Source organism: Asanoa sp. NPDC050611 (genome assembly GCF_040654855.1).
GTDB lineage: Bacteria > Actinomycetota > Actinomycetes > Mycobacteriales > Micromonosporaceae > Asanoa.
This window is the reverse complement of record NZ_JBFAIU010000148.1, coordinates 1-17,538: the sequence shown is the minus strand read 5'-3', so window position 1 is coordinate 17,538 and position 17,538 is coordinate 1. Positions and strand designations below refer to the sequence as shown.

Sequence of the window (17,538 nt, the reverse complement as noted above, 5' to 3'; positions counted from 1 at the left end):
ACGACGTCTACGCCGACGCGCGGCTGCCCCGCGACCACGCGCTGATGTGCCGGGCCTCGCTGGCTCGGTTGCCGCCCGACGCCGTGGTGCTGGCCTGGCCGTCGAGGCGACCGGCGAGCTGTCCTACGTGGTGACCCTGCCCGGCACCCACAAGCTCAAGACCACCTGCAACCTGATCGTGGGCGAGCACGCCTTACGGGTCGAGGCGTTCGTAATGCGCCAGCCGGACGAGCGGCGCGAGGAGCTGTGGGCCTGGCTGCTGCAGCGCAACGCCCGGATGTACGGCGTCGCGTTCTCCATCGACCAGGTCGGTGACGTGTACCTCACCGGTCGGATCGGGCTCGCCGGCGTCACCGAGGACGAGCTCGACCGGTTGCTCGGCGCCGTACTCACGTATGCCGATGACTCGTTCGACACGATGCTCGAAATCGGCTTCGGCACAGCGATCCGGCGCGAGTGGGAGTGGCGGGTCAAGCGCGGCGAGTCCACCGCCAACCTCCAGGCATTTACACATCTCTTCACGCCGTCGGAGCGTACTGAGCGGTAAGGACCGATGTGATGGGCGAGACAGGCATTCTCGCTTGTCCACCGATCTGGCGGAGAACTACCGTTCTTGGTGGCGCCACGCTCGAAGGGTTTCGGGGGAAACCGAGCGAATGCGTTGGGGGTGGTGGCCCGCCGTTGGGGGACGGCCGGCCACCTGAAAACCGGCGGAGAGCGGGCGACGCTTACGGGGGTGGGCGTCGTCTGCCCCGCCGGTTCGCTCTTTAAGGTCGAGGTGTGTCGCGTCCGCCGCAGATCTTCGCCGTCTCACCCGCCGAACGACCGCCGGGCACGCCGCCGGACCGGCGCAGCGCCCTGCTCGCCCACGCGATCTCGCTGACCGGCGTGCGCCGGGCGAAGGTCTGCTTCGTCACCACCGCGTTCGGCGACGACCCGGCCGGCATCGCCAGCCTGCACGCCGTGCTCGCCGACGCCGACGACGCCGAGGCCAGCCACCTGGCGCTGTTTCCCCAGCCCAACGTCCGCGACGTGCGGTCGTTCCTGCTCGGCCAGGACCTGATCTGGGTCAGCGGGGGCAGCGTCGTCAACCTGCTCGCGGTCTGGCGCGCGCACCGGCTCGACGAGATCATGCGCGAGTGCTGGGAGGCCGGCGTGGTGCTCGGCGGCGGCAGCGCGGGCAGCATCTGCTGGCACGTCGGCGGCATCACGGACTCGTTCTCCGACGACCTCGACCCGGTGACCGACGCGCTCGGCTTCCTGCCCTACAGCAACGGCGTGCACCACGACGCCACCAACCAGCCGCGCAAGGTCCTCTTCCAGCGGCTGGTCGACGACGGCACCCTGCCCTCGGGCTACGCCACCGACGACGGGACGGGACTGCACTACGTGGGTACGGACCTGGTCGAGGCGGTGACCGCCGTGCCGGGCGCCGACGCCTATCGGGTCGAGCCGGGCGTGCACCGGCCGCTGGGCGCGCGGCGGATCGCCGACCGGCTGTTCTAGTCGGTCTGCAGCTCCGGTTTCGCGCTCGCGGCGGCTCCTTCTTCCGACTCCTCCAGGCTGCCGTACCTGGCCAGCATCAGGCTCGCCGCTACCGCGAGCGCGAAGCCGACCGCGGCCACCGGGATGAAGCCGCGGCGGGTGCTGTCGCCGAGGGCGACCACCCCGACGATCGACGGCAGCACGGTCTCGCCGATCACCAGGCCGGCGGTCACGGTCGTCACCGACGCCCGCTGCAGGCCGATCGTGTAGAACACGAACGCCAGCCCGCCGGCCACCACCAGCGTGTAGATCTCCGGCCCGGTGAACCAGCGCACGAAGTCGACGTCGGAGATCGACCGCGCGGCCAGCGCCACGATCCCGAAGAACAGGCCCCCGACGAGGCCGAGGACGGCAGCGCGGGCCGGGTCCTTGAGCTTGATGGCAGCCAGACCGAGCAGAGCCAGCACGGGTACGGAGATCGTCAGGCCGATCCGGAACGGCCACGACGGCTGGTCGGCGTTCTCGTGGCCGGCCGAGACGCCGAGCAGCGCGAGACCGACGCAGACACCGGCGACCGCCAGCCATTGGATCGGGCCGAGCCGGAGCTTGAGGATCGGGATCGCGACCACCGCGGTCACCGCGAGGCTGGCGGCCAGGGCGGCCTGCACGAGGAAGATGGGCAGGCCGCGCAGCGCGATGAACTGTGCGACGAAGCCGGCGCCGTCGAGGGCGAGGCCGATCAGGTACGGCCACTGTGCGAACACCCGGATCAGCGACTTCGCGTCGACGGTGTCCGAGGCGGGCGCCCGGCGGGCAGCCACCGCCTGGAACACCGACGCCGAGCCGTAGCAGATCGCCGAAACGATCGCCAAGACCAGGCCCATGAGCTGAAGGTACGGGCGACCGGACGGCTGGTGGGCGATTTATTGGGTTTTATCCGTGCTGGGCTCGGGCGTCGCCTCCGACTCGGTCGAACTCGGCTCCGGGCTCGGCGTCTGGTCCTCCGGCAGGACGGTGGGCGTCGTGGTCGGCGGGTGCGGTGGCGGCGCGGCGCTGGTCTCGGGCGCCGCGGCGGAACTGCTCGGCGCCACGGCCGCGGTGCTCGCCATCGGCACCACGACCGGCGCGTTGTCGTAGACGTCGTACCGGACGGCCGGCGTCGGCACCTGCTCCTGCGGAGCGTTGCCCATCGCGCCCGAGCCACCCGTCGGACCGTTGGCGGACGCCGCGCCCCGCTGCCCGAGCACCCAGCCCGCCGCGATCGCCACCGGCAGGCCGAGCCCGAGGATCAGCGCGAGGACCTTCTTCGGCGTGAGCTGCACGTTTGTTACACCGCGCGGGGCGGGCGCGAGGTTACGGCCGGTGATCGTCTGTTCCTCGTCGGCCGCCGCGTCCCTGCCGTCACGGGCCCGCGACAAGGACGAGGACGGGCTCGACGGTGGGCGTGGTCGCCGACGGGGTCACGTCGGGGTCGAGCGGGCCGCTGGTGTCGGTCGTCGGGGTCTCCGGCTCGCCCTCCGGCTCGCTGCCCGCGGTGCCGCCGCCGTTGGTCTCGCCGGTGGTGTTCCCGGGCGTCGGCTCGGTGGTCGCCGACTCCGTCGTGCCCGGCGTGCTGCCCGGCGTCGTCGGGGCGGCCGTCTCCGTGCCCGGTGTCTCGGGCGCGCCCGGTGCGGACTCGACCGGGGTGCCCGGCTGGTTCGGTGTGGTCGACTCCTCCTGCGGTGCCGGCGGCTTGCGCACCGCGCCGAGGGTCACCACGATGCGGCCCTGCACCGCGGCGAGGGTCGCGTCGTACGCGACGTCGGCCGGCACTGTCGCGGGCGGCACCGCGAGCGGCCCGAACACCCGTGTGTCGCCGTCGTCCACCGTGACCACCGGCTGTGCGCCGGCCCTGGCCACGAGGACGACCGGTCGCTGACCGCCGGACCAGCCCTTGATGATCGTGCCCGGCTCGACCGGCGCGCCGCCCGCGTAGGTCAGCGTGTCCGCCGTGCCGAGCACACCATCGGCGCCGGGCTGGACCGTCCAGGTCGGAGCCGCGCCGGGCTTGCCCGGCTCGCCGGGCGTGGCCGGGTCGCCCACCTGGACGACCGCCGGCCCGGCGGCCGGGCCGGCCGGCTTGTCGGCCGCGGATTCCGGCACCACGACGGCCTTGCCGTCCGCGGCGACGATCACCGCGTCGCTCTTCGCGCTCTCCGGCCCGGTCCAACCGCCCTTGACCGGCACCACCGTGTAGCGCCACGAGCCGGCCGGCACACCCGCGTCCGTGCAGGTCTCCTTGGCGACGTTCTCCTCGCACGTGCCGTGCGGTTGCTGCGCGGCACCGCCCAGGTCGTACCGCTTGATGCGGTAGCTGTCGACCTTCCGCTCGCCGAACGTGTTGGGCGTCCAGGACACGGTGACCGCGTTGCCCTCCGCGCTGACCAGCGGCTTGTTGCCCGGCGAGAGCGTGGCGGTCTCCGCGGTCAGCACGACCTCGTCGCTCTGTACGCGCCAGGCGGCAAGGGCCGCCCCGGCACCGGCGACCAGGGTCACGGCCGCGATGCCGCCGAGGACGGCGGGAGACGTGGCGATCAGTCGTTTCACTTGTTCACCTTTGTGGCTGGGGCGGGCGTAGGTGGAGCGGGTGGATCAATCCGGGAGGCCGACCCCGGCGAGTGCGAGGGTGATCTCGAAGGACGCGCCCTGGCACGCCTGCGGTGCGTTGTAGGCCATCTCGACGGCGTCCTTGACCACGAACGTCTGTGTGCCGCCGTCGGCCTCGACGCGTTCGCTGATCGGCTTCTTGTTGGCCTTGAGCTTCACGTGCGCCGCCGCGCAGCCGCCGGCGTGCGCCTCGTCGACGACGATCCGTGGGTCCGATGCGAACGACTGCACCTCGATGGCGAACTCGTTGGGGTTCGTGACGCTGACCTCGATGTCCGCGGAGCCGCCCGGGAACAGGCTGCCGGTCGGCCGGGCCGTCGCCTGCAGCGCGGTCACCTCGGCGGCGGACACGGTGGCGGTGCCGGTGCCCGTCACGGACCAGGCCGCCCACGCCACGCTGGCGATGCCGGCCACGATGACCGCGACCAGCGTGATGACCGCGGTGCGCTGGGACATGTTGCGCATTGGAGGCTCCTACGTTTCCCTTCGGCTCGGCGAGCGGCGCGGCCGAACCAGCCACGCCACCCGCCGACGTCGATCAGGCCGCGTTCTGACCCGAGTAGAGGACGGTCACCCGGAAGTTGGCGCCTTGGCATCCGCGTACGTCCTCGTCCATCCGCACCGCGTCTTCGAGCGTGTAGGACTTCCGGCCCGGCTCGACCCGGACCGGCTGGTCCGGGAGCTCGACGCTGATCGCGTCACCGTCGCAGCGGTTCGCGTCGGTACGTGCGAAAGCCCTCGCTCTGTCGATAACGACGGGGAACGGGTTCGGGTTGTAGATCTCGACCCGCAGGTCCTTCTCGGCCCCCGGGTAGAGGCCGTTGACGTCCCGGGTCTCCACCTTGATCGGCTTGATCGAGGCGGCGGAAGCCTCGACGGTGGCCCGGCCCTCGAACTTCCACCAGGCCCAAGCGGCACTCGACGCCCCGAGCGTGACAGCGGCGGCTAGCGCGACGGTGACGGTCCGCTTGGTGACCTTGCGCATGGCGGAGAGTTCCTTTCCATTGGGCGAATTGACGGCGCCGGCCGGTGGAGGCGGTCCGGCGCCGAGAACTACTTTGCCGGAGGTCGGACTTTCCGCTCAACAAGCAACCGTCCCACCTTCTCTGTGCACAAATTGCGCAACTGAATCCTGACGGCTTAACTCGTTAGGGTGGCCCCATATGTCTGTTTCGTGGGGTTTCATCCATGTTTGCTGGTTGCGTCTCGCCCCTGAGCTGCGGAAATGTGTCGCTAGCACATCGCGGGGTGATCGCGCGTTTTGCGACACGAACCGCTCTGAGCTGCGGGTTCTTCTTGAGGCCGCGCGGGCCCTGGCGTCGGGTCGGGGCGGTCCCGTGCCATTCGATCGCCTATGTTGTGGCGCCCTGGATGACCATTCTGGAAATGATCAGAGTCGGTTTGTCGCGTGATTAACAACGAGCGTTTATCGCGTTTGGTTACGGTCACCTATTCGGGGTCATCCGGTCCGACCCACGGGACCACTTGTCGGCGAACAACCACAGTCCGTGTTCTCTATGCCGTAATTGACGCCGCTTCAGGCAGAGTTTCCTACGTCGCCGCAACCGGCCGGAAACACCCGGTTTGTCCGCGACTCCCCGCCCTGTTTACGCCGGCCCGGACGCCGGCACGCCCTAGGAGACCTCCCTTGCAGAAGCGTTCGAAGCGCGTCGTCGCCGCCACCCTCGCCGCCATGGGCGTCATAGCGATCGGTGGAGTGGCCTACGCCTTCTTCGAGTCCAGCACCGCGACCGCCAACGGGTCGTCGGCCGACATGGCCCCACTGACCGTCGGTACCGAAGCCAACGCTCCGTCGCTTGACTTCGCCGGCAACGAGACCAAGCTGTGGCCGAACGTCGGCGGCAACCACGTCGCGCAGGCCTTGGTGCACGTCACCAACACCAACGAGGTTTCGGTCAGGGTCACCGCCGCCGATATCACTGGCGCGGTGCAGTTCGCCGCCGGCACTCCCGCCGAGTGCGTCGGCAAGATCAAGGTCACGCCGACAATCGCTCTCGACGGCGGGGACCACGTGATCGGGGCTGGTGGCACCGACGTTCTGCGCCTCACCGGCGTCACCCTCGACGAGGATGCGCCGAACACCTGCCAGGCGGCGCAGTTCACGACGACCTGGACGGTCAAGGCCACCGCTCAGTGAAGGCCACGGTGGCGTAACGCGCTGCCAACGAGCGGCCCGGACGTCTTCGGGTTCATGACCGCAGGACTAATCGCACTGGCGCTCGGTGCCGGTTCGAGGTGGTGGGCCCGGAAGCGGAGCTCCTGAACCAACGGCCCCGCATCTCTTCGGAGGTGCGGGGCGCTCCGTTAGCCGACCGGCTTGATGTAGCGGTGGCAGGGGACCGGGATCGGGCCGTCGGCGCTGCTGGCCGGGTAGTCGAACACGCCGCCGTCGGACCAGCCGCTGCGTTCGTAGAAGCGGCGGGCGCGGGAGTTGCCCGGGGCTACCGCCAGCCAGGCCTCGCGGTAGCCCTCCGCCGCGACCAGGCGCTCGGCCTCCGCCAGCAGGACACCGGCTACGCCGGAGCCGCGGTGGGCCGCGGACACGTACACCTGCTCGACCTCGTCGTCGACGACCATGACGAAGCCGGCTACCGCACCGTCGACCTCGGCGATCGTAGTGTGCGGCAGGCTGTTGATGGTTCGGGACCGAAAGGACTCCGGGGTCCGGATGGCGACCAGGGCGTCCGGCACGTTGCCCAGGTGGCCGTCGGCCCAGCCGTGTTGCCAGATCTCGGCGACGGCCTCCGCGTCGGGCTCTGCCGCGGGGCGCAGGGTGACCTTGGGCATGGGCCGAGGCTACGGAAATGTCGGACCCCGGCGCTACGGTCAGCCCATGTCGGACCCCGGCGACGTGCCACCCGAGATCCTCGACCGGCTGAGCCGGATCTGCCTCGGCCTGCCCGAGGCCTACGAGGAGGATGCCTGGGTCGGGGTCCGCTGGCGCGTCCGCAAGGCGACGTTCGCCCACGTGCTCACCGTCGACCCGGAGCGGAGCCCGGCCCACGCCGAGGCGGTCGGCACCACCTCCCCGCTCGTGGTGATGACCTTCCGGGCGGCCGACGACGAGGTCGGCGCGTTCGCCAACGGCGGCCCGACCTACTTCCGCACCGACTGGGGGCGCAACGTGGTCGGCCTCCGCTTCACCACGCGCACCGACTGGGGTGAGGTGCGGGAGCTGCTGACGGAGAGCTACCGCATCCAGGCGCCGAAGAAGCTCGCGGCGCTATTACCCGACCTGGCCGGATAGGCCCGATTCCCTGCGCACCCTGACGACCGCCCGCGATGATCGGGGCATGGCAAACGCGTGGATTCCGGTCATCGGCGGCCCACAGGACGGCACCCAGATCGAGGTGCCGATCGTCGACGGCCTACCGCCGAGCCCCCTGACCCACGAATGGCGCTGGACAGGCCCCGACGGCGACCAGAAGGTCACGGAAACCTACGTAGCCGACGACGCCCCCGGCAGCGACCCACCCTGGCGCTACGTCCCGGAGCGCTGACCCACCACCACTCGCCGGAACCGGCCACCCACGGCCCGCGCACCCACGCGGGCCCGCCACCGTGCCCGCCCTGCCAGCCCACGGGCCAACCCAACGAGCCCCCCGCCCCGGCGCGACCCGCCCTCGCAGTCACGTGCCGAGCGCTCACGGAGCGCACGCCGACGCGGTCACCGACCGCGCGCAAACTCGGCATCACCCGGGTTCCGCGGCGGGATCTTGATGGCCGCGCCAACCCGCCATGCCTGACCAGCAGGCTAGGAGACGCGGCAGCATCGCGCGGGAGGCCGGCCGCCACCGGCCGCGTTCACGGCGTCCGATCGGCGCGGGTGGGTCCGTAGCCGGCAGCGGAAATCCGGCCGGGCCGACGAAGCGACCGATCGGCGCAGGTCCCGTAGTCGGCACCGCGAAGCCCGCCGCGCCGACCAAGGGACCGATCCGCGCAGGTCCGTAGCCGGCACCGCGAAGCCGACCACGCCGACCAAGCGACCGATCCGCCCAGGTCCGTAGCCGGCACCGCGAAGCCGACTACGCCGACCAAGGGACCGATCCGCGCAGGTCCGCAGCCGGCACCGCGAAGCCGACCACGCCGACCAAGGGACCGATCCGCCCAGGTCCGCGGCCGACACCGCGAAACCAGCCCCGCCGACCAAGGGACCGACGACAGCCCGACACGACCAGACGGAACCGGACACGGACGCCGCCTCCGGACCGCCAAGCGCTGCCCGCGGACGCCGGCCCGGTACCGAGCGACGCCCGGTGCCGCCGCGCGGCGTCCGGTTGGGCGACACGCAAGTACGCTTAGAGGCATGCCGACGAGCGCGCCCATCTTCTACGACAATGTCATCGGTGGCATTGGCATATTGATCATGGTTCTGTCGCTGGTGCTGATCGGTATCGCGTTCGTGCACTGCCTCACCCAACGCACCGACGCGTTCCCCGCGATCGGCTCCCTGCCCAAGGGTGGCTGGCTGGCCATCCTGGGCATCTGCCTCCTGTTGTCCCTGCTGCCCTCGTTCGGCCCGTTGAGCCTCTTCCGGCTGGTCGGCATCGGTGCGGCGCTCGTCTACCTGCTCGACGTGCGGGTCGGCCTGAAGGACCTGACTGACGGCAAAGGCTTCTGGTGAGGGACTTCCGCTGGCCACCGCCGCCCGACGGTGGTCCGCGGACCTACGGACCCGGCCCGAGTGCGCCACGCAGCGGGCGGCCCACGCTGCCCGAGCCGGAAACCGAACTGATCGCCACACCCCACGGCGTACGCCTGGAACGCCTGGTCACCGGCACCGGCACCCCGACGACTGTGTTCGCTCACGGGCTGGCCAGCGGCATCGCGGTCACGCGGCCGTTGGGCAGCGCGGTCGACGGGCGCAAGGTCTACTTCCAGTTCCGCGGCCACGGCCGCTCCGACGCGCCGCCCGGGCCCTGGTCGTACGCCGACCTCGCCCGTGACCTGCGCGCCATCGCCGACCTCTCCGGCGCGACCCGCGCGCTCGGGGTCAGCCTCGGCGCCGGCGCGCTCACCCGGCTGGTCGCCGATAGCCCCGACCGGTTCGACCGGCTGGTCTTCTTCCTGCCCGCGGTGCTCGACCTGCCGAGGCCGGCCGCCGTCAAGTCGCGCCTGAAGGCCCTGGCCGGCGCCGTCGAGGCCGGTGACGTCGCCTCGGTCGCCGACGCGATCTCCGTCGAGATCCCGCCGAACCTGCGCGGCACCCCGGCCGTCTGGTCCTACCTGCGGCAGCGGATCGACCAGCTCATGCGCGACGGCCTCGCCGCCGACCTGGGCTCGCTGGCCGAACAGGTCGCCATCGCCGACCCGACCAAGCTCAGCGCCGTCACCGCCCGGACGCTTGTGATCGCCGCCGCCGGTGACGAACTGCACCCGGTGGAGGTCGCGGAACGCCTCGCGGGCGCACTGCCCAACGCGACGCTGCACGTGTACGACCGGCCCGGCGTGGTCTGGACCGAGCGCGCGGACCTGCGTACCCGGATCTCCGACTTCCTCAACGCCCCGGAGTAGTCTGCCCGTTCATGGGCGTTTCCGAGCATGGCCGCACACACCGTCTCGACCTGATCGACCCGACGCTGCGCGAGTGGGAGTGCACGGTCCTGCACTCGTCGCCCGAGGACGGCATCGTCCTGGACCGCTCGGCCTTCTACCCGGGCGGCGGCGGGCAGCCGCCGGACCACGGCACCCTGCTCTGGCAGGGCACGCAGACCCGGATCGTCGGCACGCGCAAGGGTGACGACCTCTACCTGCTGCCCGCCGAGGGCGACCCGCTGCCGCCGGTCGGCACCGCGGTCACCGGCGCTGTCGAGGACGCCCGGCGCACGATGCTCATGCGCACCCACTCCGGCCTGCACGTGCTCTGCGGCGTGGTGTTCCGCGACTTCGGCGCCCTGGTCACCGGCGGCAACATGGAGCCCGGCGAGGCCCGGATGGACTTCAACCTCCCCGAGGTGCCGCCGGACTTCAAGGCCAAGCTCGAGGAGCTGGTCAACACCGAGGTGACCGCGGACCGGGCGGTCGCGGTGAAGGTGCTCCCCCGGACCGAGGCGCTGGCGCTGCCCGACATCATCCGCACGCAGTCGAACCTGATCCCCGCCGACGAGCAGGAGATCCGGATCGTCGACATCGTGGGCCTCGACGTGCAGGCCGACGGCGGCACCCACGTCGCGTCGACCCGCGCGATCGGCCGGGTGCAGGTGGTCAAGGTCGAGAGCAAGGGCAAGGCGAATCGGCGGGTACGGGTCCGGATCGCCGACTGATCCCGCGTACGCGAAAGGGGACCGACCATGCCCGGTCGGTCCCCTTTTCGGCGTCTTACTGCTTGGTGATGTTCTTCTTCGGCGTGGCCGGGGCGGTCGCCTTCTTGGCCGCGGTGGACTGCTTCGGCTCGGCGTTGTTGAGGTTGCCGTGGCCGTTGCTCTCCACCTTCGGCGTGATCGGCTTGCCGGTCTCCACCATGTCGGCCTGCACGGTGTCGGCGGCCTCGACGATGCCGGTGCCCACGACCTTCTCGCCGCGCGCGACGAGCTCGCCGTAGAACTTGATCGCCCGGTCCTGCAGGTCCTGCGCGGTGACGATGAACTGGCCGGCGTTGCGCATGGCCAGGTCACGCAGGCGGTCGACGTCGAGGTCCTCGCGGCGCATCTTGATCACACGCTGGTTGGCCTGCCGGTAGGCCGCGGTGGCCCGCTCGCGCAGCCCGGTGGTCGTGGTGATCACCTGATCACGCAACTCCGCACTGTTGTTGGCGGCCTTGTCGCCCAGGTCGTTGGCCATCGCGGGCAGCTTGAGCAGCTGACGGTAGGCCATCTCCCCGGCGCCGGCGGCCGCGTACAACGGGGCCGGAATGCGGGTCGTCTTCGGCTGGGACATCAGTTCTCCTCCTCGGCGGCCCTTGGTGCCGCCTTCTTCACGGCCTTCTTGGCCGTTTTCTTGACCACCGGCTTGGCGGTCTTCGCCGCCGGTGTTGGGGTGGCTTCTGTGTCGCCGGGCCAGCCGGTCGGGGCCTCTTCGGTGGTGGGCCCCCCGGCGGCTCGACCGGCCGCGGCCGCGGCGGCGTCGGCGGCGCGCGCGGCCTGGGCGGCCGCCTCGCTCGCGGCCTCGGCCTGCTTGGCCGACTCCGCCTCCGCCTCGGCGTGCCGCGTGTTCTCGCGGCGGAACGTCTCGTAGATCTGGCTGAGCGACTGCTTCTGGGCGATCGTCAGCTCGGAGTCGGCGGCGATGGCGGTCAGGACGCCGTAGCCTTCCTTCTCCTCCAGCAGGCCGGCGCGCAGGTACATCACCGGGGTGGAGACCCGCAAGGCGCTGGCGAGCTGCTGGAGCACCTCGGCGCTGGGCTTGCGCAACCCGCGCTCGACCTGGCTCAGGTAGGGGTTGCTGACGCCCGCCTGCTCGGCGAGCTGGCGGAGGGAGATCTGCGCGTTGCGCCGCAGATCGCGGATGAAGCCCCCCACGTCGCGGGGCAGGTCTTTCGAGGGCATGCCAACGACGCTAGCTCCGCTTGCTAGCTCCTGCAAGCGAAACGCTAACCTCAGTTAGCAATGTGACGGCGCTCACCAGAGGCTGCGCAGCTCCCCGACCGGCTCGCCACCACCGAGAACCGGCACGTCAGCGGCCCGTTCCAGGGCCTCGCCGGTCACGCCTATCCGGCGCAGCGCCGAGACCAGCACCGGCCGGTTGCCGCGGTGCGCACCGTCGTCCATCTTGATCGCGACCGCGCCGGCGCCGGGCACGGCGACCGCCATGACGCCTTCGGCGCCGGCTTTCACGAGCATTCCGGGTACGGCGGACATGAGCTGGTGCTCCACCGTCCCGCGCCCGGAGACGAGCTCGGGGTTGGCTCGCATGGCGTCGGCGACGGCCCGCAGGTGGGCGCGCGGCTCGTCCGCGACCGCCCGCACGTCGGCGCGCGGCTCATCGGCGACCGGCCGCAGGTCGGCGCGCGGCTCATCGGCGACCGGCCGCTGGCCGGCGCTCGGCTCTTCCGCGACCGGCCGCACGTCGGCACGCGGCTCATCCGCGAGCCCCCGCCGGTCGGTGCGCCCGGGGACCGTCGGCTCCTCGACCAGCCGGCTGAACGACCGGGCCAGGCCCGTCAGGGACAGCCCGAGCAGCGGTGCGCCGCAGCCGTCGACCGCGGTCGCCACGATCTCCTCGCCGGCGACGTCGGCCACCGCGGCGGCGATCGCCTGCTGCAGCGGGTGCTCGGGCGACAGGTAGCCCTCGGTCGGCCAGCCCGCCGCCACGCAGGTCAGCAGCATGCCGGTGTGCTTGCCGGAGCAGTTCATCTGGATCCGGGCGGGCCCACCGCCGGCCCGGATCACGGCGGCGGCCGACTCCGGGTCGAGCGGCATGTCGGGCGGGCAGCGCAGCGCCGACTCGTCGAGCCCCGCCGACCGCAGCATCGCGGCGACGCGGTTGACGTGGATGTCCTGGCCCCAGTGGCTGGCGCAAACCAGGGCGAGGTCGGCCGGGTCGGTCAGCCGGAGGCCCGCGCGCAGCATGCCGACCGCCTGCATCGGCTTGTTGGACGACCGCGGGAACATCGGCGACTCGACGTCACCGGCGGCGGCGACGAGGGTGCCGGCCGCGTCGAGCACCACCGCGGAACCGTGGTGGTAACCCTCGGGAAAGCCGGAGCGGATCACCTCGGCGAGGCGTACGCCGCCTTCGTAGAACTTGCCCATGGTTGCGACCGTACCTAACGCTTCTCGAGCCCCAGCAGCTCACGCGCGTCGAGCGGGGTCATCGGCGGGCGCTGGGCGAGCTGCGCGAAGCCGACCGCGCGGGCCACGAGCTGCATGTTGGACTCGACGGGGCGGCCCTTGGCGTACGTCACCGTGTCCTCCATGCCGACCCGCAGGTGACCGCCGGCCGACAGCGAGGCGAGCAGCACCGGGATCGCCGTGCGGCCGATGCCCGTAGCCGAGAACGTCGTGCCCGCGGGCAGGTTGCGCAGCTCGTTGACGCACGACACGAGGGCCGCGGTCGTGCCCGGCATGCCGCCCGGCACGCCCATCACGAAGTCGACGTGCACGTGCCCGCCGGCCGGCAGACCGTGCTTGTTGAGCAGGCGCTCCAGGGCGGCGAGGTGGCCGAGGTCGAAGATCTCGTACTCGGGGACGATGCCCCGCTCCTGCATCCGGGTGTGCAGGTCGACGATGAACTCCCAGCGGTTGAGGAACACGTCGTCGCCGAAGTTGACCGTGCCCATCGTGCACGAGGCCATGTCGGGCGCGGCGTCGAGCACGCGCAGCCGGTCGGCCTCGGGATCGGTGACCGCGCCGCCGCTGGAGAGCTGCACGACGAGGTCGGTCGACTCGCGCAGGGCGGCGACGGTGTCGCGCAGGCGGCCGAGGTCGAGCGTCGGCTTCGCCTGGTCGTCCCGGATGTGCACGTGGATCACCGAGGCGCCCAGCGCGGCGCACTCCTTGGCGGTCACCACCAGCTCGTCGAGCGTGACGGGCAGGGCGGGCACGTCGGACTTGGCCGACTCGGCACCGGTCGGCGCCACCGTGATCAACGTCGCTGTTGTCATGGGGCGATAGTAAGACCGGCCCTTACTCGTGGTCGATCGCGGCCGTCGACTCGCCGACGCGCAGGGTCGCGTCGTCGGCGACGTTGCGCTTGAGGACGGCCAGGGCGACCGCGCCGAGCTCGTGGTGGCGGACGGCGGTGCCGACGAACCCGACGGTGCGGCCGTCGACGGTCACCTCGGTGCCACGGGCCGGTGGCTGGTCGGTGGTGACGCCGTCGAGGTGGAGCAGCACCAGCCGGCGGGGCGGCTTGCCGAGGTGGTGCACCCGCGCGACCGTCTCCTGGCCGCGGTAGCAGCCCTTGTCGAGGTGCACGGCCGGGCCGACCAGGTTGACCTCGGCCGGAATCGTGCGGTGGTCGGTCTCCCAACCCAGCCGCGGGACGCGGGCGGCGACGCGGGTCGCCTCGTAGGCCCACAGCCCGGCGGGGGCGATGCCGGCGTCGAGCGCCCGCTTCGTCGTCGCCGCGAACTGGTCCCGCGGCACCAGGAAGTCGACGCCCAGCGCGGTGCGCCGCGCCCAGCCGCCGGTGGCCAGCGGTCGCACGTCGTAGAGGGTGGTCGGCCGCGGCGGGGCGTCGCCCTTGGTGAACTTGGCGCCCGGCACGGCGACGGCGTCCGGGGCGCGCAGGTCGGCCAGGCTGGGGTCGAGCGTGGCGGCGGCCTCGACGGCGCGGGGGCCGACCAGGGAGAACAGCGCGTACTCGGTGCTGGCGTCGCGCGGGTCGACCTTGGTGAAGAACCGCATCATCTCGAGGTATTTCAGGAGACCCGCGGTCGCGCCCGGCTCGGTGTCGAGCCAGGTGGTGTCGCCGTCCTCGGCGACCATGGCGTGCTGCTCGACGTGGCCGTGCGGCGAGAGCACGAGCAGCTCGCTGCCCTGCCCCGCGCGCAACTGGTCGAGGTGCTGCGTGGTCAGCGTGTGCAGCCAGGAGGCGCGCTCCTCGCCCGGCACCGCGATCACGCCGCGGTTGGAGCGGTCGACCAGGCCGACGTCGCCCTCCAGCAATCGCTGCTCGCGGGTCGGGTCGCCGTAGTGCGCGGCGACGCCATGGTCCGGACTCTCCTCGTCGATCGCCTCGACGGCGACGGCACCGGGTGCGTCGATCATCCCTGCTCCTGCCCCTCACATCCGCCGCAGTCGCCGAACAGCGCCACGTGCCCGACGTCGACCTTGAATCCGCGCTCCGCGGCCAGCTTGTCCACCAGCGGTTGGAGCACCGAGGGGTCGATCTCGGTCACCTCGCCGCAGGACCGGCACACCAGATGGACGTGCTGGTGGCCACCGGCGGCGTGGTACGTCGGTGACCCGTGCGAGAGGTGCGTATGGGTAACCAGCCCGAGGTCCTCGAGCAGTTCCAGGGTGCGGTAGATGGTGGTGATGTTCACACCGGCGGCGGTCTCGCGGACCGCGTTGTGCACCTGCTCGGGCGTCGCGTGGCCGAGGTCGTAGACGGCCTCGAGGACGAGCTGCCGCTGGGCGGTCAGCCGCAGGCCACGCGACCGGAGAACTTCGGCGAGCGAGGAATCCGACACCATCGAATGATAGTTCGGCGGTCAGGTGGTCTTGTCCCAGCGGCCGGCGAACTCACCGACGTAGGGCGGCGGGCCCGGCAACGCCTCGGCGCCCGGCTGGAGCAGGCCCGCCAGCACCAGCGCGAGGTAGCGGTGCCGGAGCTGGCCGCGCCGCTCGTCGTCGCCGAACCGGATCGCCGCGATCATCTCGAAGATCTGGCCGAGGTCGGCCACCACCAGGTCGGGCCGGACGGCCTGGGCCTCGTGCAGCCGCTCGACGAGGTGCTGGTTGAGCTCGCCCGCCCGGATCGCGTTGGTGCGGTGCTCCTCGGTGGGCTGGAACATCCCGGCCAGCTTCTGGGTCAGCGAGTGGGTGTCGGCGTCGACGATCCGCCGCATGAACGTCGCGAACGTCTCCGCCGGGTCGCCGCCGGCGTCGAGGGCGGCGTTGGCCTCCTCCGCGATGCCGACGTAGATGAGCAGGCCGTCGAGGCAGAGCTTGGCGAGCAGCTCCTCCTTGCTCGGATAGCGCCGGTAGAGCGCGCTGATCCCGACGCCGGCCTTCTGCGCGACGGCGGCGATCGGTGCGGACGGGTCCGCCACGAAGACGTCGCGCGCGGCGTCGAGGATCACCGCGTCGTTGCGGGCGGCCTGGGCCCGGCGGCCACTGAGCGGGACGGTCGTCATGGTCACCACCCTAGCACTCAGCGGAACGGATAGTTCTGTTCTGGAAATCCTGGCCGCAACTCTGGAACGGATCGTTCCGCTCTGCTATGTTGATTGCGGAACAGTTCATTCCGATCCGCTTCGGAGGTTGCCGTGAGCACCGACGTCCTCGAACCAGTTGTCGCCACCCGGCCCGAGCGGCCGCACACTCCCGAAGCGGACCTGCCGCGTCCGCGCCGCTGGCTCGGCCTCTTCGCGATCCTGGCCGCCACGATCATGAACCTGCTGGACACGACGGTCGTCAACGTCGGCGCGCCGGCGATCCAGGCGTCGCTGGGCGGCAGCTACACGAGCCTGCAGTGGATCGCGGCGTCGTACACCCTGGCCCTCGCGGTCGGCCTGCTCACCGGTGGGCGGCTGGGCGACATGTTCGGGCGCCGCCGGGTCCTGCTGGTCGGCGTGGTCGGCTTCGTGGCCGCCTCGCTGGCCTGCGCGGTCGCGTGGTCGCCCGAGAGCCTGATCGTCGCGCGGGTCGTGCAGGGCCTGTTCGCGGCCGTCATGATCCCGCAGGGCTTCGGCCTGCTCCGGGACCTGTTCCCGCCGCACGAGATCGGCAAGGCGTTCGGCGCGTTCGGCCCGATCATCGGCTTCTCGACGATCCTCGGCCCGGTCGTGGCCGGCGCCCTGATCGACGCGGACCTGTTCGGCACGAGCTGGCGGATGGTGTTCGCCATCAACCTGCCGCTGGGCATCTTCGCGCTGCTGGCCGGCCGCGCCGCGCTGCCGAAGGCGACCAGGCCGCGCAACCGCACCCGCCTGGACGTGACCGGCGCCGTGACCGCCGCCGTCGGCATGGTGCTGCTGGTCTACCCGCTGGTGCAGGGTCGTGAGCAGGGCTGGCCGCTGTGGATGTTCGCGATGGCCGCCGCGGCCGTGCCGGTGTTCGCCGCGTTCGCGATCCGGCAGCACCGCCGGGCCGGCTCGGGCCGCGACCCGCTGGTGGAGCTGACGGTCTTCAAGCGCCGCTCGTACACCTCGGGCGTCCTGTTCGTGATCGTGTTCTTCGGTGCGATCGCCGGTTTCTCGCTCGCGGTCGGGATGTTCCTGCAGCTGGTGCTCGGCTACAGCCCGATGAAGGCCAGCCTGACGATGTCGGCGTGGGCGGTGGGCGCGTTCATCGGCTCGGGCTTCGGCAGCACGATGCGCAACCGCCTGGGCCGCCGCATTCTCCACATCGGACTGGGCCTGATGCTGGTCGGCATCGCCGCCCTCTACCCGGTCTTCCAGATCGCGGGCGTCGGCGCTCTCGAACTGCTCGGACCGCTGCTGGTGTACGGCGTCGGCATGGGCATGATCTTCGTGCCGCTCTTCGACATCATCATGGGCGACGTCCGTGACCACGAGGTCGGCTCGGCCTCGGGCATGCTGGAGTCGCTGCAGCAACTGGGCGCGGCCCTCGGCGTGGCGGTCCTCGGCACGATCTTCTTCGGCCACCTGGACGTCGGCGTCGAGCGGGTCACGCTGATCACGTTCGCCCTGACCGCGGTGACGTTCGCGCTGGGCTTCCTGCTCCCCCGCAAGGCCCGCGCCTAGCCGCGCGACGCGCCGCGCCCTCTCCACTTCGGGGAGGGCGCGGCGTCTTTGCGTTGGCTCCTTGCTCTGCTTAC

General features: G+C 71.5%; 22 protein-coding genes. 9 read left to right on the top strand and 13 right to left on the bottom strand.

Features of this window, described 5'->3' with window-relative positions:
• Positions 1-46: 46 nt before the first annotated feature.
• Together AB0H87_RS22550 and AB0H87_RS22545 are read left to right on the top strand one after the other, a co-directional pair.
• The gene (locus AB0H87_RS22550; RefSeq protein WP_360148788.1) at positions 47-547 is read left to right on the top strand and encodes a YbjN domain-containing protein; all 501 of its coding nucleotides are present in this window, start codon (positions 47-49) and stop codon (positions 545-547) included.
• 233 nt (positions 548-780) lie between these two features.
• On the top strand, positions 781-1,506 hold the full coding sequence (locus tag AB0H87_RS22545; RefSeq protein ID WP_360148785.1) for a peptidase E: 726 nt from the start codon (positions 781-783) through the stop codon (positions 1,504-1,506).
• Here the strand turns inward: AB0H87_RS22545 and AB0H87_RS22540 are convergent.
• The 5 genes from AB0H87_RS22540 to AB0H87_RS22520 form a co-directional block, all read right to left on the bottom strand.
• On the bottom strand, positions 1,503-2,369 hold the full coding sequence (locus AB0H87_RS22540) for a DMT family transporter (RefSeq protein ID WP_360148782.1): 867 nt from the start codon (positions 2,367-2,369) through the stop codon (positions 1,503-1,505). The two genes, AB0H87_RS22545 and AB0H87_RS22540, sit on opposite strands and share 4 nt — an antisense overlap.
• 39 nt (positions 2,370-2,408) lie before the next feature.
• On the bottom strand, positions 2,409-2,807 hold the full coding sequence (locus AB0H87_RS22535) for a hypothetical protein (RefSeq protein WP_360148778.1): 399 nt from the start codon (positions 2,805-2,807) through the stop codon (positions 2,409-2,411).
• Positions 2,808-2,886: 79 nt separating this feature from the next.
• Positions 2,887-4,071, bottom strand: a complete 1,185-nt coding sequence (locus tag AB0H87_RS22530) for a hypothetical protein (protein WP_360148775.1) — start codon at positions 4,069-4,071, stop codon at positions 2,887-2,889.
• A gap of 45 nt (positions 4,072-4,116) precedes the next feature.
• Positions 4,117-4,596 carry a hypothetical protein gene (locus tag AB0H87_RS22525; RefSeq protein ID WP_360148772.1) on the bottom strand — a complete coding sequence of 160 codons (480 nt, stop codon included), beginning with the start codon at positions 4,594-4,596 and terminating at the stop codon, positions 4,117-4,119.
• Between the two features lie 73 nt (positions 4,597-4,669).
• A complete protein-coding gene (locus tag AB0H87_RS22520) occupies positions 4,670-5,116 on the bottom strand; it encodes a hypothetical protein (protein WP_360148769.1) in 447 nt (148 codons plus the stop codon).
• Positions 5,117-5,779: 663 nt separating this feature from the next.
• On the opposite strand from AB0H87_RS22520, the gene AB0H87_RS22515 reads away from it, so the two are divergent.
• Positions 5,780-6,289, top strand: a complete 510-nt coding sequence (locus tag AB0H87_RS22515; RefSeq protein ID WP_360148766.1) for a hypothetical protein — start codon at positions 5,780-5,782, stop codon at positions 6,287-6,289.
• A 167-nt stretch (positions 6,290-6,456) separates the two neighbouring features.
• Here AB0H87_RS22515 and AB0H87_RS22510 read toward each other — a convergent pair whose 3' ends face one another.
• A complete protein-coding gene (locus AB0H87_RS22510) occupies positions 6,457-6,939 on the bottom strand; it encodes a GNAT family N-acetyltransferase (RefSeq protein ID WP_360148763.1) in 483 nt (160 codons plus the stop codon).
• 46 nt (positions 6,940-6,985) lie between these two features.
• Between AB0H87_RS22510 and AB0H87_RS22505 the strand changes: the two genes are divergently transcribed.
• From AB0H87_RS22505 to AB0H87_RS22485, 5 genes are all read left to right on the top strand, one after another.
• On the top strand, positions 6,986-7,399 hold the full coding sequence (locus AB0H87_RS22505; RefSeq protein ID WP_360148760.1) for an MmcQ/YjbR family DNA-binding protein: 414 nt from the start codon (positions 6,986-6,988) through the stop codon (positions 7,397-7,399).
• Positions 7,400-7,445: 46 nt separating this feature from the next.
• The gene (locus AB0H87_RS22500) at positions 7,446-7,652 is read left to right on the top strand and encodes a hypothetical protein (RefSeq protein WP_360148757.1); all 207 of its coding nucleotides are present in this window, start codon (positions 7,446-7,448) and stop codon (positions 7,650-7,652) included.
• Positions 7,653-8,458: 806 nt separating this feature from the next.
• Positions 8,459-8,776 carry a DUF2516 family protein gene (locus tag AB0H87_RS22495; RefSeq protein ID WP_360148754.1) on the top strand — a complete coding sequence of 106 codons (318 nt, stop codon included), beginning with the start codon at positions 8,459-8,461 and terminating at the stop codon, positions 8,774-8,776.
• Complete coding sequence (locus AB0H87_RS22490; RefSeq protein WP_360148751.1) at positions 8,773-9,666, top strand: alpha/beta fold hydrolase; 894 nt, start codon at positions 8,773-8,775, stop codon at positions 9,664-9,666. The genes AB0H87_RS22495 and AB0H87_RS22490 overlap by 4 nt, the downstream gene beginning before the upstream one ends.
• Before the next feature lie 11 nt (positions 9,667-9,677).
• On the top strand, positions 9,678-10,415 hold the full coding sequence (locus AB0H87_RS22485; RefSeq protein WP_360148748.1) for an alanyl-tRNA editing protein: 738 nt from the start codon (positions 9,678-9,680) through the stop codon (positions 10,413-10,415).
• 55 nt (positions 10,416-10,470) lie between these two features.
• On the opposite strand, the gene AB0H87_RS22480 is transcribed toward AB0H87_RS22485, so the two are convergent.
• The 7 genes from AB0H87_RS22480 to AB0H87_RS22450 form a co-directional block, all read right to left on the bottom strand.
• Positions 10,471-11,028, bottom strand: a complete 558-nt coding sequence (locus tag AB0H87_RS22480; RefSeq protein WP_360148745.1) for a hypothetical protein — start codon at positions 11,026-11,028, stop codon at positions 10,471-10,473.
• Positions 11,028-11,636, bottom strand: coding sequence for a helix-turn-helix transcriptional regulator (locus tag AB0H87_RS22475; RefSeq protein WP_360148742.1), 609 nt, complete (start codon positions 11,634-11,636; stop codon positions 11,028-11,030). Before AB0H87_RS22475 ends, AB0H87_RS22480 begins: the two co-directional genes overlap by 1 nt.
• Before the next feature lie 72 nt (positions 11,637-11,708).
• Positions 11,709-12,842, bottom strand: a complete 1,134-nt coding sequence (locus AB0H87_RS22470; RefSeq protein WP_360148739.1) for an asparaginase — start codon at positions 12,840-12,842, stop codon at positions 11,709-11,711.
• Between the two features lie 14 nt (positions 12,843-12,856).
• The gene (locus AB0H87_RS22465; protein WP_360148736.1) at positions 12,857-13,693 is read right to left on the bottom strand and encodes a 3-keto-5-aminohexanoate cleavage protein; all 837 of its coding nucleotides are present in this window, start codon (positions 13,691-13,693) and stop codon (positions 12,857-12,859) included.
• Between the two features lie 22 nt (positions 13,694-13,715).
• Complete coding sequence (locus tag AB0H87_RS22460) at positions 13,716-14,801, bottom strand: folate-binding protein (protein ID WP_360148733.1); 1,086 nt, start codon at positions 14,799-14,801, stop codon at positions 13,716-13,718.
• The gene (locus AB0H87_RS22455; RefSeq protein WP_360148730.1) at positions 14,798-15,229 is read right to left on the bottom strand and encodes a Fur family transcriptional regulator; all 432 of its coding nucleotides are present in this window, start codon (positions 15,227-15,229) and stop codon (positions 14,798-14,800) included. Before AB0H87_RS22455 ends, AB0H87_RS22460 begins: the two co-directional genes overlap by 4 nt.
• Positions 15,230-15,247: 18 nt before the next feature.
• Positions 15,248-15,892, bottom strand: coding sequence for a helix-turn-helix domain-containing protein (locus tag AB0H87_RS22450; RefSeq protein WP_360148728.1), 645 nt, complete (start codon positions 15,890-15,892; stop codon positions 15,248-15,250).
• A gap of 132 nt (positions 15,893-16,024) precedes the next feature.
• Between AB0H87_RS22450 and AB0H87_RS22445 the strand changes: the two genes are divergently transcribed.
• Positions 16,025-17,464 (top strand): MFS transporter, encoded by a 1,440-nt coding sequence (locus tag AB0H87_RS22445; RefSeq protein ID WP_360148725.1) that lies wholly within the window; start codon positions 16,025-16,027, stop codon positions 17,462-17,464.
• The last annotated feature ends 74 nt before the right edge of the window (positions 17,465-17,538 follow it).

Coding starts and splice junctions, on each gene's coding strand:
- AB0H87_RS22510 (WP_360148763.1), bottom strand. CDS start 6,939: ATGCCCAAGGTCACCCTGCGCCCCGCGGCAGAGCCCGACGCGGAGGCC.
- AB0H87_RS22460 (WP_360148733.1), bottom strand. CDS start 14,801: ATGATCGACGCACCCGGTGCCGTCGCCGTCGAGGCGATCGACGAGGAG.
- AB0H87_RS22475 (WP_360148742.1), bottom strand. CDS start 11,636: ATGCCCTCGAAAGACCTGCCCCGCGACGTGGGGGGCTTCATCCGCGAT.
- AB0H87_RS22480 (WP_360148745.1), bottom strand. CDS start 11,028: ATGTCCCAGCCGAAGACGACCCGCATTCCGGCCCCGTTGTACGCGGCC.
- AB0H87_RS22495 (WP_360148754.1), top strand. CDS start 8,459: ATGCCGACGAGCGCGCCCATCTTCTACGACAATGTCATCGGTGGCATT.
- AB0H87_RS22470 (WP_360148739.1), bottom strand. CDS start 12,842: ATGGGCAAGTTCTACGAAGGCGGCGTACGCCTCGCCGAGGTGATCCGC.
- AB0H87_RS22540 (WP_360148782.1), bottom strand. CDS start 2,369: ATGGGCCTGGTCTTGGCGATCGTTTCGGCGATCTGCTACGGCTCGGCG.
- AB0H87_RS22500 (WP_360148757.1), top strand. CDS start 7,446: ATGGCAAACGCGTGGATTCCGGTCATCGGCGGCCCACAGGACGGCACC.
- AB0H87_RS22520 (WP_360148769.1), bottom strand. CDS start 5,116: ATGCGCAAGGTCACCAAGCGGACCGTCACCGTCGCGCTAGCCGCCGCT.
- AB0H87_RS22505 (WP_360148760.1), top strand. CDS start 6,986: ATGTCGGACCCCGGCGACGTGCCACCCGAGATCCTCGACCGGCTGAGC.
- AB0H87_RS22525 (WP_360148772.1), bottom strand. CDS start 4,596: ATGCGCAACATGTCCCAGCGCACCGCGGTCATCACGCTGGTCGCGGTC.
- AB0H87_RS22485 (WP_360148748.1), top strand. CDS start 9,678: ATGGGCGTTTCCGAGCATGGCCGCACACACCGTCTCGACCTGATCGAC.
- AB0H87_RS22455 (WP_360148730.1), bottom strand. CDS start 15,229: ATGGTGTCGGATTCCTCGCTCGCCGAAGTTCTCCGGTCGCGTGGCCTG.
- AB0H87_RS22450 (WP_360148728.1), bottom strand. CDS start 15,892: ATGACGACCGTCCCGCTCAGTGGCCGCCGGGCCCAGGCCGCCCGCAAC.
- AB0H87_RS22465 (WP_360148736.1), bottom strand. CDS start 13,693: ATGACAACAGCGACGTTGATCACGGTGGCGCCGACCGGTGCCGAGTCG.